This is a genomic window from Blautia fusiformis (genome assembly GCF_020686995.1).
In the GTDB taxonomy this organism is placed as follows: Bacteria; Bacillota; Clostridia; order Lachnospirales; family Lachnospiraceae; genus Blautia_A; species Blautia_A fusiformis.
Genome location: NZ_JAJEPT010000013.1, coordinates 38,047 through 54,530, shown reverse-complemented (window position 1 = coordinate 54,530; position 16,484 = coordinate 38,047). Strand labels below are relative to the sequence as shown.

Here is a 16,484-nt window from a genome sequence, read left to right as displayed (position 1 = left end):
GGTTAGTCCACATACTTAATTGATTGAAAATAACCGTTCAGTTTTGCTGGGGCGGTTATTTTTGTGTCTTGTTATTAACTTTGCCGAATACCTTTGAGTAACGAGGGAGTGAGATATATGGAGCAATTATTGATTGTTGAAGATGATATTGGTTTGAATCAAGGTTTATGCAAAGCACTGAAAGTAGATGATCGGAAGATTATTTCCTGCCAAGACCTGAAAACGGCGAAGGAGCAGCTGCTTTGCGGCGGTGTATCCCTGATCCTGTTGGATATCAATCTACCGGATGGCAGTGGGCTTGAGCTGCTCCGGGAGGTCAAGGAAAACACACCCGGGATTCCTGTTATTCTGCTGACTGCCAATGATACCGATCTGGACATCGTGGACGGACTGGAGAGGGGCGCTGATGATTACATTACCAAGCCCTTTTCTCTTTCGGTTTTGCGGGCAAGGGTGAATACCCAACTGCGAAAGCAAACGTCAAGCCATAAAAATGCACCGATCCATATTGATCTTTTTCACTTTGACTTTGAGGCTATGACCTTTTATGTGGGAGATTCAAAAGTGGAATTGAGTAAAACAGAGCAAAAATTACTGCGTCTGCTTGTTGAAAATCGTGGTCGAACCATGACCCGTGGAGACCTTGTAGACAGGATCTGGACAGATGGTGCTGAATATGTGGATGAAAATGCTTTGTCTGTTACGATCAAGCGTCTGAGGGATAAGCTTGGGGCACAGAAATACATTAAAACCGTCTATGGAATCGGTTATAGTTGGGTGACAAAAGATGAATAAAAGCGGCATCGCGATCATACTGCTGTGTTTTCTGGCGGCAGCAGCTGTTGTATTATGGGAGCGGAGAAAGGTCATAAAAGCGATGGAAGAAATCGAAAGGATGCTGGACGCCGCCATGACCGGCTCCTTTTCTGAAACAACTTTTGATGAAAGCCAGCTGTCTGCTTTGGAAACAAAGTTTGCACACTATCTTTCTGCCGCAGAAGCATCTTCTCGAAATATGGCACAGGAAAAAGACAAAATCAAATCCTTGATTGCGGACATTTCCCACCAGACGAAAACGCCGATTGCAAACCTGCTGTTATACAGCGAGCTTTTGATGAAGGAAACTCTGCCTGCATCGGCAAAGGAAAACGTGGAGGCACTGTACAAACAATCGGAAAAGCTACGATTTCTGATTGATTCTCTCGTAAAACTTTCCAGACTGGAAAATGGGATCATTTCACTTTCCCCTCAGCAAGCATCACTTCAGCCGCTGCTTGAAAGCGTAGTAGAACAATATGCCGCCAAGGCTTCTGGAAAAGGATTATCCATATATCTGTACGATACAGATATTTCCGCTACATTTGACTTCAAATGGACAGCGGAAGCACTGGCTAATATTGTAGACAATGCCATCAAATATACGGAGCATGGAACAATCACGATTTCTACCGTAAGTTACGAAATGTTTACAAGGATCGATATATCGGATACCGGTTCAGGTATCCCGGAAAACGAGCAGGCAAAGATATTTTCCCGTTTTTATCGTTCAAATGCTGTTCAGGAACAAGAAGGGGTTGGCATCGGCTTATACCTTGCCCGACAGATCATATCCGGCGAGGGTGGTTATATCAAGGTTGCTTCCGTTCCGGAAAAAGGAAGTACGTTTTCCATATTTCTGCCGAAATAACAACAATTCTATCAAAATTGTTAGATTTCATTTTCCGCAGGAAAGAATGTGGAAAGAATCTTATGCGATAATCTGTATGTATCAAAGGATCATTTCCTTTCATACATACAGATTTTTTCATGGAGATACTCATTTATGGAGGTTTTACAGGCAAAAGACCTGAAAAAAATTTATGGCTCCGGCAATAACGCAGTTCATGCGTTGGATGGAGTTGATTTAAGTGTGAAGAAGGGCGAATTTGTTGCAATAGTCGGCACATCCGGCTCCGGCAAATCTACGCTGTTACACATGCTGGGTGGGCTGGATCGCCCTACAAGCGGCACGGTCATAGTGGACGGACAGGATATTTTCTCCCTGAAGGAGGAAGCGCTGACCATCTTCCGCCGCAGGAAAATCGGCTTTGTATTTCAGAGCTACAATCTTGTTCCGGTGCTGAATGTATATGAAAATATCATTCTACCCACTGAACTGGATGGCGGAAAGGTAAACAAGGCTTTTGTGCAGCAGATCGTGCAGACGCTTGGACTGAGCGACCGTCTGGATGCCCTGCCCAATCAGCTCTCAGGCGGTCAACAGCAGCGAGTAGCCATTGCCCGTGCGCTGGCGGCAGCACCCGCTATCATTCTGGCAGATGAAGCCACCGGCAATCTGGATTCCAAAACCAGCCAGGATGTATTGAGCCTTTTGAAAGTCACCAGTCAAAAGTTCGCCCAGACAATCGTAATGATCACTCACAACGAAGAAATTGCGCAGATGGCAGACCGCATTATCCGTATCGAAGATGGTCGGATCGTCTCCCAGAACTAACGGGAGGTGGCTACGATGAATGTCAAAAACAGAAAATGTATTCGAAAGCTCAGCTTAAAATCCCTTTATGCGAACCGCCGCCGCAATCTGATCGCCATTTTTGCCATTGCGCTGACAACGATGCTATTTACGTCCATGTTCACCATTGTCTTGTCGTTGAACGCCAGTTATGAAACCTACCAGTTTCGGCAGGTAGGTGGCTATGCACACGGTACCTTTAAAGATGTTTCCCCCGAGCAGGCGGAACGTATCGCTGCTCATCCAAAGGTGAAGGCTGCGGGGGCACGGAAGGTGATCGGCATCACTGTGGATGGTGTCTTTTCCAAAACGCCTGCAGAGATCAGCTACATGGATGCCAACTGCACCAAATGGAGCTATGCCACCCCTACTACCGGGCGGATGCCCGAAAGTGGCAAAGAAGTAGCCATGGATACGGCAGCGTTGCAGCTGCTTGGCGTAACGCCGGAGCTGGGCGCCGAGGTCACGGTTTCCTATTCCATCACGGACAAGGATCAAACCGCCTTTACTGTAACAGATACCTTTACGCTGGTGGGCTATTGGGAATATGATGAACTAATGCCTGTTCACTACATCAACATCAGCCGTGATTACGCAGATGACATCGAAGCGCAGGCAGTGAAAACAGGGTTACAGCCTTTCCGCACCGATTTGAATGTCATGCTGGCCTCCAGCACAAATATTCAAGGGCAGATGGAGCAGGTGGATACCGATCTTGGCTACACATGGGACAGCTATACCGATCCCAACAGCGTCCGGATCGGCGTCAACTGGGGATATACCTCATCCCAGCTGGAGTCACAGCTCGATCCAGAGCTGATGATCGCCATAGCAGCTTTTTTGCTGCTGGTGATTTTCACGGGGTATCTTATCATCTATAACATTTTTCAGATCTCTGTTGCAGGGGATATCCGGTTTTACGGACTTCTGAAAACCATTGGCACAACGCCCCGGCAGCTCAAACGTATCATTCGCCAGCAGGCACTTCTACTTTGTCTGATCGGCATTCCGGCAGGACTGTTGCTGGGCTACGGCATCGGCGCTGTTCTGGTACCTGTTGTCTTGCGCTCCACCCAGTTGGATGCAGGCATCACCACCATCAGCACTTCGCCTGTGATCTTCCTTGGTTCCATGCTGTTTGCCCTGTTGACGGTGCTTTTGTCCTGTTCCAAGCCCGGAAAAATGGCAGCTAAGGTCTCTCCGGTAGAGGCTACCAAATATACGGATGCGATACAGACTAAGAAAAAACAGCGCAGCACCCGGGGAGCCAAGCTCCATCAGATGGCCTTTGCCAATCTGGGACGAAACAAGAAAAAGACGGTGCTGGTGGTCGTGTCTCTGGCACTGTCGGTGACACTGTTCAATGCGCTGTGTGCCTTTGTGGGAGGCTTCAGCATGGAGAAGTATGTATCCTCCATGACCTGCGCCGATTTTATCGTCAGCACTCCCGACTATTTCCGTTACAACCCGGCAGATGAATTCATCACGCCAGAACAGATTGAGGAGATCGCAGCAAACACAAAGGCCAGTCTTTCCGGCACGGGATATGCTGTGCGAAAACCCGCCTACCTGTGGATGACGGAGGATGCTCTGCGGCAGGACTATGCAAGGTACGAAAGCGCCGAACAGTTGGACAGCCATATGAGCCGTCTGGAGCACCGGGGCAATATGGTGATGGGAGATACCAGAATCGAGGCTCTGGATAACAGTCTGTTTGACAAGCTGCAAGTATTCGACGGAGATATTTCTCCCATGTTGGAGCCGGACAATAACGCCATTGCCATTGCGGTTTCCTTAGATGACTACGGTAATCTGCCCAATCTTGAATACTACCCCAAGGTGGGAGACACGATCACCGTTACCTATGCGGACGATGTGAAATATATCGACAGCCGCACCGGGGAACTCACCGAAGATACACCGGAGGAGTACTTTCAGGCAAAATTGTATGGAGCCAGAGATGTAGAGTACACGGTCTGCGCCTTGGTAGAACTTCCGAACTCCATGGGTTATCGTTATGGTGGTATTGGATATAACGCAGTTTTGCCTGTGGACACCGCACAGAGGGACAGCGGTGGTGCAGTCGTTCCGATGCTCTACCTGTTCGACACAGCGGACGAAGCTGACGAGGCCGAAGCAGAGCAATATCTGTCAAAGCTCACGGCCGGTGAGTTTTCGCCCTTGATGTATGAAAGCAAAGCCACGGTTCGCTCTGAGTTTGCTCAGTTCCGGCAGATGTTCCTTCTGATCGGTGGTATCCTCTGTGCTATCATTGGGCTGGTGGGACTCTTAAATTTCTTCAACGCCATGATGACCGGTATTCTTTCCCGCCGCCGGGAATTTGCGGTGCTTCAGGCTGTAGGAATGACGCCCCGACAGCTCAAAACCATGCTGATCTACGAGGGGTTGTTTTACGCAATGTCTTCCGTATCGGTGGCCTTTGTGCTTTCACTGGCGGTGGGACCTCTTGCGGGGAAAATGCTGGGCAGTATGTTCTGGTTCTTTGAGTATCGGTTCACCGTTCTGCCTGTCCTGCTGACAATTCCGGTATTTCTTCTGCTTGGGTGGCTGATTCCCTGCATGATGTATGATAATGCAGCGAAATGCAGCATTGTAGATCAGTTAAGGGATGCTCAATAATTGTTAAGCCCAAATTAGCCCTCTGTCAATGAAAAGGCTGAGGGCTGGAATTCAAATAATAATCAAAGTGACCATTACACTGGCCAGCGGCAAAAAACAGGTCATTTCCATTACTGTGCAGAAAACAACGGTAAGGACAACAAAGATCACCGGACTGAAATCAAGCGTGACCGTTGCAAGGAATAAAAAAACTTACGTCGAAACCAGTCATCAGCCCGATCACTTCCCAGGAGAAGGTTACCTACAGTTCTTCGAATAAGAAGATTGCAACGGTAAGTTCCAGTGGTGTGATCACTGGAAAGAAAAAGGGAACAGCCTATATCACAGTGAAATCTGGAAATAGTTGCAAAAAAGTAAAAGTAGTTGTTAAATAAAAATGATTTAAAAAGGAGCTGCCGTTCATGAATGCACATTGAATGGCAGCTCCTTTTTTTCATTTTTGGCATGTAGCTTTATTTGCAGAAGCAGATTACGATATTAATAGTTGACCAGGGAGAGAAGAATGATTAGATAATATGTTATAGTGATAATGGAATTATGGTAACAAAAAAATTTATAAAAAAAGTGCAACCAAACAGAAAAAAATACGTTCTATATAATAGAAAACATTAATATGGCACACTGCAAATAACCTATCTGCATAAAAACACTAATATACAGGGGAGAAATGTGATATGGAAGATATACATATTATAAATTTATTTTTAGAAAGATCAGAAGATGCAATTCGCCAGGTAGAAGTAAAGTACGAAAAATTTTGCTTTAAGATTGCATGGAATATTTTATATAACACAGAAGATTCAGAAGAATGCGTAAATGATACGTGGCTGATAACGTGGAATAAGATTCCGCCCAAAACGCCAACAAAATTATCTGCATTTCTTGGAAAAATAACCAGAAATTTGGCATTGGACAATTTCAGAAAGAAAAATGCTTCAAAAAGAGCAGATACACATATGATGGATATTTGTGGTGAAGTGGAAAAACTGGAAAATACAATAAAGGATTATGTGGAAGAGGATATAAAGAAAAAGGAAATTTTGAATATTTTAGAAAAATTTTTAAGTGATTTAAAAGCAGGAGACAGGGATATTTTTGTCAGGCGATATTGGTATATGGATAATATTAAAGACATTGCAAAAAGACATGGATGCTCTGAGACTAAAATTAAATCCAGTCTTTTTCGAAGCAGAAACAGATTATGGGAAGAGGTGAAAGAAATCATATGAAAAAAGAAAACAATTTTTTGGATCTGATGGGAGAAATAGATGAAAAATTTGTTTACGAAGCTTCCTTGCCATGGAAAAAGCGAAATGTTAATTTGAAATTTAAATTAGCAAAGATTGCAGCAGCAGGAGTTGTAATAGCATTATTGATAGGAGGTTTGGGACATCCGCATGAGATAAAGGCGGCCTGGGAACAGATTACTTCGTGGATTCAAACTGCATTGGGGATTAATGAAAATGTAGAATCATATATAGATAGTGTTGGAAAAACGATTACTAAAAATGGAATTTCTATTACGTTAGATGAAATTGCTGCTGATAAGGAGAATTTATGGGTGGCAATATCTGATAATATAAATGATTCAAAAGAAAAAGAGACTATTCTACTAACAGAAGTGGAGATAAATGGAAAAGCGGCACAGTTAGATGGAACATATGCTCTGGAGAAAAAGGAGAACGGAGCAGATGGTCAGGTTTGTCATTATAGGTTGGAAGATACAACTATTAAAGATAATACAGCAGATATAAAAATGAAAGTATGGTTATTTGATCCAACAGAAATGGATACTGCAGATACAGAAGATACGGATGACTATATTTTTGAATTTTCATCAAATTGGGAAGAATTAGAGAAGAATACAATAAATGTAAATGTGAATAAAAAAATAAAGATATCTCCAAATCAAAATCTGACGATTTCAAAAATGAGCTTAAACGATTTGGCAAGTACAATTTATGGAAATTTGGATAATAAAGAATATGAAGATTATTATTTACTAGGAACCGACGATAAAGGAAATCAGGGGCTTTATAGAATGACAAATTATGGAGACACAGAGACTGTGTTTGAAGAAAGCAGAAATAATACAAAATATAAAGGAATTTCTCCAGATGCTAAAACGGTGACATTAGAATTATATGTAAATAAAGAAGAAAAAAACAGAACAACATATAAAAAATATGAAACTGGAACAGAAGATACTTACGGAGAAGGCGTAGGACGTGTTTATGAAAGTGATGAAGATCCTCTGGATTTATATAGCCTAGTGGAAGGAAAAATAGAAATTAAAATCAGATGACAAAAGAATAATTTAATCGAAGAGAGGAACAGCCAATATCATCTGCCTTCAGATATTGGCTGTAATATATATGATACATAAAAAATACAAGCAGCAGATAACGATAAGATTCTTATATCAGTCAAGGAAGCCTGTGAACGCACAGGTCTTTCAGAGAAAACCATGAGAATTCTTATGAAGAATAATACCTTCATGGTACGAATTGGGCGAAGAACCCTGATTGATAAGAAAAAATTTCAGAAATGGATAGATCGGCAGTCTTGAAAGGTTTTTGGGGTTGTGTTAAAATTAAGTCCAGTGCCATGCATGATCATCTATTGTTATTAGAAAAAGGATGGTAATGTTATGGAAAAAATCTAAGAGGAAAAGAAATAGGTAAGGGAATCCGACAAAGAAAAGATGGGCGGTAAGAAGCCAGAATCACAATTAAGGGATCTGGCAACCGCCTTTTTCTATCTATGGAACAAATCTTCAGCAGGTGAAAAAGCAAAGAAACATGTATTTGGCGGAAGTTCTCCCAGGTATTCCAGGCTTTGATTCGAGTATGTCCGTTTCAAAATGGTATGAGAAATGGATGGAACTTTATAAGGTTCGGAATCTTAAAGCAACCACGATAAGAAATTATGAAGAAAAGTATGGAAAAGAAAGCTAATTTTACTGATAAAATGACAATTTAGGAAGAGGTTTAAATATTTGGAAAAAGCAAGAAACACTGAAGAAGAGAAAAAAATGGGTCAAAAGTGGGTCAAAAAAAAATATAAGGCATCTGAAACCCGCATAAACACTGGGTTTCCGGCTGATACCAGTACATTATCACCGATGATGAAAGAATACGTAAAGACCAAAGAAGAGTACAGCGACTGTATCCTTTTTTACCGTCTGGGCGATTTTTATGAAATGTTCTTTGATGATGCGCTGACTGCATCCAAGGAACTGGAGATCACACTTACAGGAAAAGACTGCGGATTGGAAGAGAGAGCGCCCATGTGTGGCGTTCCTTTTCATGCTGCGGAAACTTATATCAACCGGCTGATCGAAAAGGGCTATAAGGTTGCCATCTGCGAACAGGTAGAAGATCCGAAAAAAGCCAAGGGTCTTGTTAAACGAGAGGTTGTCCGCATTGTCACGCCGGGAACTACTCTGGATACCATGTCACTGGACGAGTCCAAAAACAATTATCTGATGTCCATCGTCTCCATTGGAGAGCATTTTGGCTGTGCAATTGCAGATATCACAACCGGTGACTGTTTTCTCACAGAACTGGATAAACCTCAGAAGCTTCTGGATGAGATCAATAAATTTACACCTGCAGAGATCATCTGCAATGACGCCTTTCTTTTAAGCGGTGTGGATGTAGCGGATCTGAAGGGGCGTCTTGGAATCTGTGTATTTGCTCTGGATCCCTGGTACTTTGACGACCAGCTGTGCCAGAAAACCCTGAAAGAGCATTTTCACGTCGGAAATCTGGAAGGTCTCGGGATCGGAGATTATGACAGCGGGATCATTGCTTCCGGTGCACTGTTCCTGTATCTGAAGGAAACACAGAAAACAGCACTTTCCCATATGGCAAGTATCCGCCCTTACTCTGCCGAGAAATACATGCTTATCGACAGCTCCAGCCGTCGTAATCTGGAGCTTGTGGAAACCATGCGCGAAAAACAGAAAAGAGGTTCTCTTCTCTGGGTACTGGACAAGACCAAAACAGCTATGGGAGCCAGAACACTTCGGTCTTATGTGGAACAGCCTCTGATCGATGCAGAGGAAATCGAAAAGAGACTGGGTGCTCTGGAAGAACTGAATGAAAAACCCATGGAACGGGATGAGATCCGGGAATATTTAAACCCGATCTATGATCTGGAACGTCTGATCAGCCGTATCAGTTACAAATCCGCTAATCCGAGAGATCTGGTTTCTTTTGCCTCTTCTCTGGAAATGCTTCCTTATATAAAACAGGTCCTGGCAGAATTCAAATCTCCACTGCTTACTAAGATCAACGAAGATATGGATCCTCTGACAGACATTACCTCGCTGATCCGGAACTCTATCACCGATGATCCGCCTCTTGCCCAGAAAGACGGTGGCATTATCCGGGAAGGATATAATGAAGATGTAGATAAATTCCGCCGTTCCCGGACAGATGGAAAGAAATGGCTTTCTGAGCTGGAGGCAAGAGAGAGGGAACGTACCGGTATCAAAAGCCTGAAGATCAAGTACAATCGTGTATTTGGTTATTCTCTGGAAGTTACCAATACTTTCAAAGATCTTGTGCCGGAGGATTATATCCGCAAACAGACCCTTACCAATGCAGAGCGTTATATCACTCAGGAACTGAAAGATCTGGAAGATCTGATCCTTGGAGCTGAGGATAAGCTTTATGCGCTGGAATTTGAACTGTTTTCCAGTATCCGTGATCAGGTTGGAGCGGAAGTTGTCCGTATCCAGCGCACTGCAAAAGCAGTGGCTGCACTGGATGTTTTCGCTTCTCTTGCACTGGTTGCCCAGAGGAATAATTTCGTCCGGCCAAAGATCAATGAGACAGGCCTCATTGATATCCGAAACGGCCGTCATCCGGTTGTGGAGCAGATGATCGAAAATGATATGTTCATTCCAAACGATACGTATCTTGACAACCACAAAAAACGGATCTCCATTATCACAGGACCAAACATGGCCGGAAAATCCACATATATGCGCCAGACAGCCCTGATCGTACTGATGGCACAGATCGGAAGCTTTGTTCCGGCAGACAGTGCAAACATCGGTGTGGTTGACCGGATCTTCACCCGTGTAGGTGCATCTGATGACCTTGCAAGCGGACAAAGTACCTTTATGGTGGAAATGACGGAGGTTGCCAATATTCTTCGCAATGCCACTTCCCGTAGCCTTCTGATCCTGGATGAGATCGGACGTGGAACCAGTACTTTTGACGGCCTCTCCATTGCCTGGGCAGTGATCGAACATATCAGCAATACCAAGCTCTGCGGTGCCAAAACCTTATTTGCGACCCATTATCATGAGCTTACCGAACTGGAGGGAAAACTTTCCGGTGTCAACAATTACTGTATTGCTGTCAAAGAAAAGGGTGACGATATCGTATTTCTTCGTAAGATCGTAAAAGGTGGCGCTGACAAGAGTTATGGTATCCAGGTGGCCAAGCTTGCCGGTGTTCCGGATTCCGTGATCCAGCGTGCCAAGGAACTTGTGGAAGAGCTCAGTGACGCAGATATCACCGCAGCGGTAAAAGACCTGACTGCTCCGAAAAAGAAACAGAAGATCACCTATGATCAGGTGGATATGGCACAGATGTCACTCTTTGACACGGTGCAGGATAATGATATCATCGAAGAGATCAAAGGCCTGGAGATTGGCAACCTGACTCCAATGGAGGCCCTGAATATTCTCTATAATCTGCAGAACAAAATAAAGAACCGGTGGTGATACCTTGAGAAAAATTGCAGTTTTAGACCAGAATACCATTGATAAGATCGCAGCAGGTGAAGTTGTGGAGCGGCCTTCTTCTGTTGTAAAAGAACTTGTGGAAAATGCTATTGACGCAGGAGCTACCGCCATCACAGTAGAGATCACAGATGGTGGAAAAAAGCTGATCCGTATCACAGATAACGGCTCCGGAATGGAAGCAGAACAGGTTCCCCTTGCTTTTCTACGTCATGCTACAAGCAAGATTGAAAAAGTGGAAGACCTGACACATATTGCCTCCCTGGGCTTTCGTGGCGAGGCTCTTTCCAGTATTGCCGCAGTTTCCCAGGTAGAACTGATCACAAAAACTCCTTCTGCCATCAGCGGTACCCGCTATGTGATCGAAGGTGGAAAAGAACAGTCTTTGGAGGAGATGGGCGCACCGGAGGGAACCACCTTCCTGATCCGGAACCTTTTTTACAACACACCTGCAAGAAGCAAATTTCTGAAATCCGACATGACAGAAGCCGGTTACATCAATACGCTGATGGAACAGCTGGCGCTTTCCCATCCGGAAATTTCCTTTAAATATATCCAGAATCGTCAGGTGAAACTTTCCAGTTCCGGAAATTACAGCGTAAAGGATGTGATCTACAGCGTTTACGGACGGGAGATCGCCAAAGCACTTCTGGAAGTCTCCTATGAAAATGATTTTATGAAGATCGAAGGCTTTGTGGGAAAACCGGAGATTTCCAGAGGAAACCGCACTTTTGAGAATTATTATATCAATGGCCGGTATGTAAAAAACAAGATCATTACCAAGGCTATTGAGGATGGGTATAAAGGACTGGTCATGCAGCATAAATTTCCATTTGTTTCCCTTCGGATCGAAATGGATGGTAATGACCTGGACGTTAATGTACATCCGGCAAAAAGAGAAGTGCGTTTTGCCAGAGAAACCGAAGTTTATACGGCTATCTATGAAACTGTTCGTAAGGTACTGACTCACAGAGAACTAATCCCGCAGGTATCTGTGGGAAAAGACGAACCGACATCTCACAACGAGCAGATGAAGCCAGGAAATGTTCCGGAACCTTTCGAGGTAAAAAGACGGCAGGAGATGTACGGACACCAGAACCGGACGGCGAATATAGCTTCCCATATTGCACCGACAGCTTCTGAAGTACATACATCGCCGGTTTCATCGATACCTTATAATAAGTTGACAAATAGTACAGCCTCCTATGGCTCAGCTGAAACAGCTCACAGTTCTTCAGATTCTTTTACAGATAAATACAGGCATATGGGTTCTCTGCGGGAAAATCCCGTATATAGATCTCAGCCCTTTACAAAAGAAGAAGAGGAAATGTTTTCCGGCACACTGAAGGACGGAAAAAAAGAGACTTCCGCTGTAGAAACAGCTGATCCAGAAGTGATATCTGAAAAACCTGCCGAATCGACATCTCCTGAGATAAACAGCGAGCCGATCAAATCCCTGGAACAGGAAACGCCAAAACAGCTGGAACTTTTCGAAGAACGGCTTCTTGCCCCGGAATCCAGAAGCCGCCACAGGCTGATCGGACAGCTGTTTGACACCTACTGGCTGGTACAGTTCGAAGATAATTTTTATATCATTGACCAGCATGCGGCCCATGAAAAAGTATATTATGAGCGGTTCGTAAAGCTGTTCCAGTCTCAGAATATCCAGTCTCAGTACGTAAGCCCTCCGCTGATCGTTTCACTCAGCCTTGAGGAAGAAAACCTGTTAAAAGCAAACGAAAAATATTTTCGGGATTTCGGTTTTGAGATCGAACCTTTTGGGGGAAGAGAGTACAGTATCAGTGCGGTGCCATCCAGTCTTCTGGGAATGACAGAGGAAGAGCTGTTTCTGGAAATGCTGGACCATCTCACTGCAGACGGCTCCAAAGATGCATTTGAACTGTTTACCGCAAGGCTTGCAACTATGGCCTGCAAAGCTGCTGTAAAAGGCAATCATTCCATGTCACCCCAGGAAGCCGACAAGCTGATCGATGAACTTCTGACACTGGAAAATCCTTATAACTGTCCTCATGGAAGGCCAACCATCATTGCCATGAGTAAGACAGAGATTGAAAAAAAATTTAAACGTATCGTGTAAGATACCTATCATAAACGGAGAAAATCTATGAAAAAACCTCTTATCGTCCTTACCGGACCTACTGCCGTGGGAAAAACAAAGCTTTCCATTGCACTTGCAAAAGCAGTAAACGGAGAGATCATTTCCGCGGATTCCATGCAGGTTTACCGCCATATGGATATCGGTTCCGCCAAGATCACGCCGGAAGAAATGGATGGCGTCCCACATCATCTGGTGGATGTACTGGAGCCAACAGAAGATTTTAACATTGTCCTTTTTCAGCAGATGGCAAAAGATGCCATGGACAAAATTTATGACAAAGGCCGGATTCCGATCCTGGTAGGCGGCACAGGATTTTATATTCAGTCTGTGACCAGAGATATTGATTTTACCAGCTCCGACCAGGATGAACATTACCGCAGGGAGCTGGAAGAGCTGGCAGAGCAGAAGGGGCCTGCATTTCTCCATGACATGCTTGCCAAGGTCGATCCCAAGTCAGCCGAAGATATCCATGAGAACAATGTCAAGCGGGTGATCCGTGCCCTGGAATTTTATAAACAGAACGGTACCAGGATCTCCGAACATAATGAAGAACAGAAGGAGCATACCAGTCCCTATGCACTGGCTTATTTCGTCCTGAACGCACCACGCCCACTTCTCTATGAACGCATTGACACAAGAGTGGACGAAATGCTGAAAAACGGTCTGACAGAAGAAGTTAAAAAGCTTCGGGAGATGGGCTGCCACAGGGGAATGGTTTCCATGCAGGGGCTTGGCTATAAGGAAATCCTGGACTGGATGGACGGAAACTATTCTTATGAGGAAGCCGTAAGGGTCCTGAAACGTGACACCAGACACTTTGCCAAACGTCAGCTTACCTGGTTCCGCAGAGAAGGCGAAGTAACCTGGGTAGATAAAGATAACTTTGATTACGATGACAGCAGGATCCTTTCCTACATGCTTTCTGTATGCAGGGAAAAGGGAATCCTCCCTGCCAAATAAAATAAAAAAGGAAAAATGATCATGAAAGAATTATATGCACAGCTTGGAATCTCTTCTGCAGTTTACGATTTCGGTAAATCTGTGGAAGATTCCCTGAAAGAACGTTTTGAGAAATTTGATAAGACTGCAGAATACAACCAGATGAAGGTTATCCGCGCCATGCAGAAGAACCGTGTCAGTGAGGCCTGTTTCGGAGCTTCCTCCGGTTATGGCTACAACGACCTTGGCCGCGAAACTCTGGAGCAGGTTTATGCCGATACCTTCCACACAGAAGCCTGCCTGGTACGCCCGCAGATCACCTGTGGAACTCATGCACTTGCCATTGCTCTCTTCGGAAACCTGCGCCCCGGTGACGAGCTTCTTTCCCCTGTAGGAAAGCCTTACGATACCCTGGAAGAAGTGATCGGTATCCGCCCGTCCAATGGTTCCCTTGCGGAATATGGCGTAAAATATCGTCAGGTGGATCTTCTCGAGGATGGTACCTTTGATTATGAAAACATCAGAAAAGCAGTCAATGAAAAAACAAAGCTGGTAACCATCCAGCGTTCCAAAGGCTATCAGACTCGTCCTTCCTTCTCTGTAAAACAGATCGGTGAGCTGATCGCTTTTGTAAAGAAGATCAAACCGGATGTGATCTGCATGGTAGATAACTGCTACGGTGAGTTCGTAGATACCATAGAGCCAAGTGATGTAGGTGCAGATATCATGGTGGGTTCCCTGATCAAAAATCCAGGCGGCGGTCTTGCCCCTATCGGCGGATATATCGCCGGAAGAAAAGACTGTGTGGAAAACGCTTCCTACCGTATGACCTGCCCGGGACTGGGCATGGAAGTGGGGGCAACCCTTGGTGTAAACCGTTCTCTGTACCAGGGATTTTTCCTTGCACCGATGGTTACCAAAGGAGCTTTAAAAGGCGCCGTTTTTGCAGCAAACATTTACGAAAAACTTGGTTTCCCGGTGGTACCGAACAGCACAGAACCACGTCAGGATATCATCCAGGCGGTCACTCTCGGAACACCGGAGGGTCTTGTAGCATTCTGCCAGGGTATCCAGGCTGCTGCACCGGTAGACAGCTTTGTAACACCGGAGCCGTGGGATATGCCGGGATATGACAGCCAGGTGATCATGGCAGCAGGGGCTTTCATCCAGGGTTCTTCCATCGAGCTTTCTGCCGATGGTCCTATGAAACCGCCTTATGCAGTTTATTTCCAGGGTGGTCTCACCTGGGAGCATGCAAAGCTGGGAATCCTGAAATCTCTTCAGTATATGGTTGATAAGGAACTTGTGAGATTATGAAAAAATCCGAAGGACCGGACTTAAAAAAACAGATCTTTGTCATAGGAGCCGGGGCTTCCGGTCTTATGGCAGCTATTCAGGCTGCTGTATACGGAGCTGCAGTTACGGTTCTGGAACAAAATGACCGTCCCGGCAAAAAAATCTGTGCTACGGGAAACGGCCGTTGTAATATGACGAACCTGAATCAGGATGAAAACGCTTACCGGGGATCTCATCCTGAATTTGCCAAAGATGCCCTGGCACAGTTTCCTGTGGAAAAAACTCTGAAATTCTTTCAGGAACTGGGAATCTGTACCACAGACCGCAGCGGATGGATCTATCCCCGAAGCAACCAGGCACAGAGTGTGGTAGATGTTCTTGTCATGAAGGCACGCAGCCTGAAGGTAAAGCTGAAAACCAATCAGACCGTTACCGGCGTGTCTTTTGCAGACGGACAGTGGAAGATCCATACGGACGGATGGACCTACAGTGGTGATGCCGTGATCCTTGCAAATGGTTCCCGTGCGTCTTCCGTTGCAGGTTCCTGCGAAAGCGGATATGAAATTGCAAAAAGTCTCGGACATCATCTGATCGAACCCCTTCCAGCTTTGACAGCTCTGAAATGTAAGGGAAATTCTTTTTCCGGCTGGAGTGGTGTACGGACAGAAGGTAAGATAACACTTTATATAGACGGCACACCGACAGTTTCCCAGCAGGGAGAACTGCAGCTTACCGATTACGGTGTATCCGGGATCCCGGTATTCCAGATTTCCCGCTATGCTATCCGTGCCGTCCATGAAAACAAAAATGTGGAGCTTTCCATAAATTTTTTTCCGGAACTGAACCGGAAAGAGCTGGAAGAATACCTGGAACAGAGAAAAACAGCCTGTCCTTACAAAACAGAAAAAGAACTTCTCATCGGACTTTTTCCTGAAAAACTGATCCGTGTTTTATGTGCACAGAAGGATCTTATCCGCGGGATCACCGATTTTCGTCTCACGGTAAAAAACGGCCTTTCCTTCGAACAGGCACAGGTTTGTTCCGGCGGCGTGGATACTTCTGAAGTTCAAAGTAAAACCATGGAATCCAGACTTCATAAAGGCCTTTATTTTGCCGGAGAACTCCTTGATATTGACGGCACCTGCGGTGGATACAACCTGCAGTGGGCATGGTCAAGTGGAGCTACCGCCGGTATCTGGGCAGCAAAGGAGGAATAA

General features: G+C 44.9%; 13 protein-coding genes. All 13 read left to right on the top strand.

Annotation, left to right across the window (positions count from 1 at the left end; genetic code table 11):
• Window positions 1–117: 117 nt before the first annotated feature.
• The 13 genes from LKD46_RS11750 to LKD46_RS11690 all read left to right on the top strand — a co-directional run bounded on the left by LKD46_RS11750 (window position 118) and on the right by LKD46_RS11690 (window position 16,484).
• On the top strand, window positions 118–795 hold the full coding sequence (locus LKD46_RS11750; protein WP_161208810.1) for a response regulator transcription factor: 678 nt from the start codon (window positions 118–120) through the stop codon (window positions 793–795).
• Window positions 788–1,687: a sensor histidine kinase gene (locus LKD46_RS11745; protein ID WP_227574169.1), complete on the top strand. Its 900-nt coding sequence runs from the start codon at window positions 788–790 to the stop codon at window positions 1,685–1,687. Before LKD46_RS11750 ends, LKD46_RS11745 begins: the two co-directional genes overlap by 8 nt.
• 135 nt (window positions 1,688–1,822) lie before the next feature.
• Complete coding sequence (locus LKD46_RS11740; protein WP_173759226.1) at window positions 1,823–2,494, top strand: ABC transporter ATP-binding protein; 672 nt, start codon at window positions 1,823–1,825, stop codon at window positions 2,492–2,494.
• A 291-nt stretch (window positions 2,495–2,785) separates the two neighbouring features.
• Complete coding sequence (locus LKD46_RS11735) at window positions 2,786–5,152, top strand: ABC transporter permease (RefSeq protein WP_227574168.1); 2,367 nt, start codon at window positions 2,786–2,788, stop codon at window positions 5,150–5,152.
• 173 nt (window positions 5,153–5,325) lie between these two features.
• A complete protein-coding gene (locus LKD46_RS11730) occupies window positions 5,326–5,526 on the top strand; it encodes an Ig-like domain-containing protein (RefSeq protein WP_226845428.1) in 201 nt (66 codons plus the stop codon).
• A gap of 300 nt (window positions 5,527–5,826) precedes the next feature.
• Complete coding sequence (locus LKD46_RS11725) at window positions 5,827–6,381, top strand: RNA polymerase sigma factor (RefSeq protein ID WP_015525029.1); 555 nt, start codon at window positions 5,827–5,829, stop codon at window positions 6,379–6,381.
• Entirely contained in the window at window positions 6,354–7,457 is a 1,104-nt protein-coding gene (locus tag LKD46_RS11720) for a DUF4179 domain-containing protein (protein WP_227574167.1), read from the top strand. The genes LKD46_RS11725 and LKD46_RS11720 overlap by 28 nt, the downstream gene beginning before the upstream one ends.
• An 84-nt stretch (window positions 7,458–7,541) precedes the next feature.
• The gene (locus tag LKD46_RS16870) at window positions 7,542–7,721 is read left to right on the top strand and encodes a helix-turn-helix transcriptional regulator (protein WP_110103134.1); all 180 of its coding nucleotides are present in this window, start codon (window positions 7,542–7,544) and stop codon (window positions 7,719–7,721) included.
• Window positions 7,722–8,276: 555 nt separating this feature from the next.
• On the top strand, window positions 8,277–10,895 hold the full coding sequence (mutS, locus tag LKD46_RS11710) for a DNA mismatch repair protein MutS (RefSeq protein WP_227574175.1): 2,619 nt from the start codon (window positions 8,277–8,279) through the stop codon (window positions 10,893–10,895).
• 4 nt (window positions 10,896–10,899) lie between these two features.
• Window positions 10,900–13,011 (top strand): DNA mismatch repair endonuclease MutL, encoded by a 2,112-nt coding sequence (gene mutL, locus LKD46_RS11705; RefSeq protein ID WP_092070037.1) that lies wholly within the window; start codon window positions 10,900–10,902, stop codon window positions 13,009–13,011.
• 27 nt (window positions 13,012–13,038) lie between these two features.
• The gene (gene miaA, locus LKD46_RS11700) at window positions 13,039–13,992 is read left to right on the top strand and encodes a tRNA (adenosine(37)-N6)-dimethylallyltransferase MiaA (protein WP_059085844.1); all 954 of its coding nucleotides are present in this window, start codon (window positions 13,039–13,041) and stop codon (window positions 13,990–13,992) included.
• Between the two features lie 21 nt (window positions 13,993–14,013).
• Window positions 14,014–15,288: a methionine gamma-lyase family protein gene (locus tag LKD46_RS11695; RefSeq protein WP_118607983.1), complete on the top strand. Its 1,275-nt coding sequence runs from the start codon at window positions 14,014–14,016 to the stop codon at window positions 15,286–15,288.
• On the top strand, window positions 15,285–16,484 hold the full coding sequence (locus tag LKD46_RS11690; RefSeq protein WP_118607984.1) for a BaiN/RdsA family NAD(P)/FAD-dependent oxidoreductase: 1,200 nt from the start codon (window positions 15,285–15,287) through the stop codon (window positions 16,482–16,484). The genes LKD46_RS11695 and LKD46_RS11690 overlap by 4 nt, the downstream gene beginning before the upstream one ends.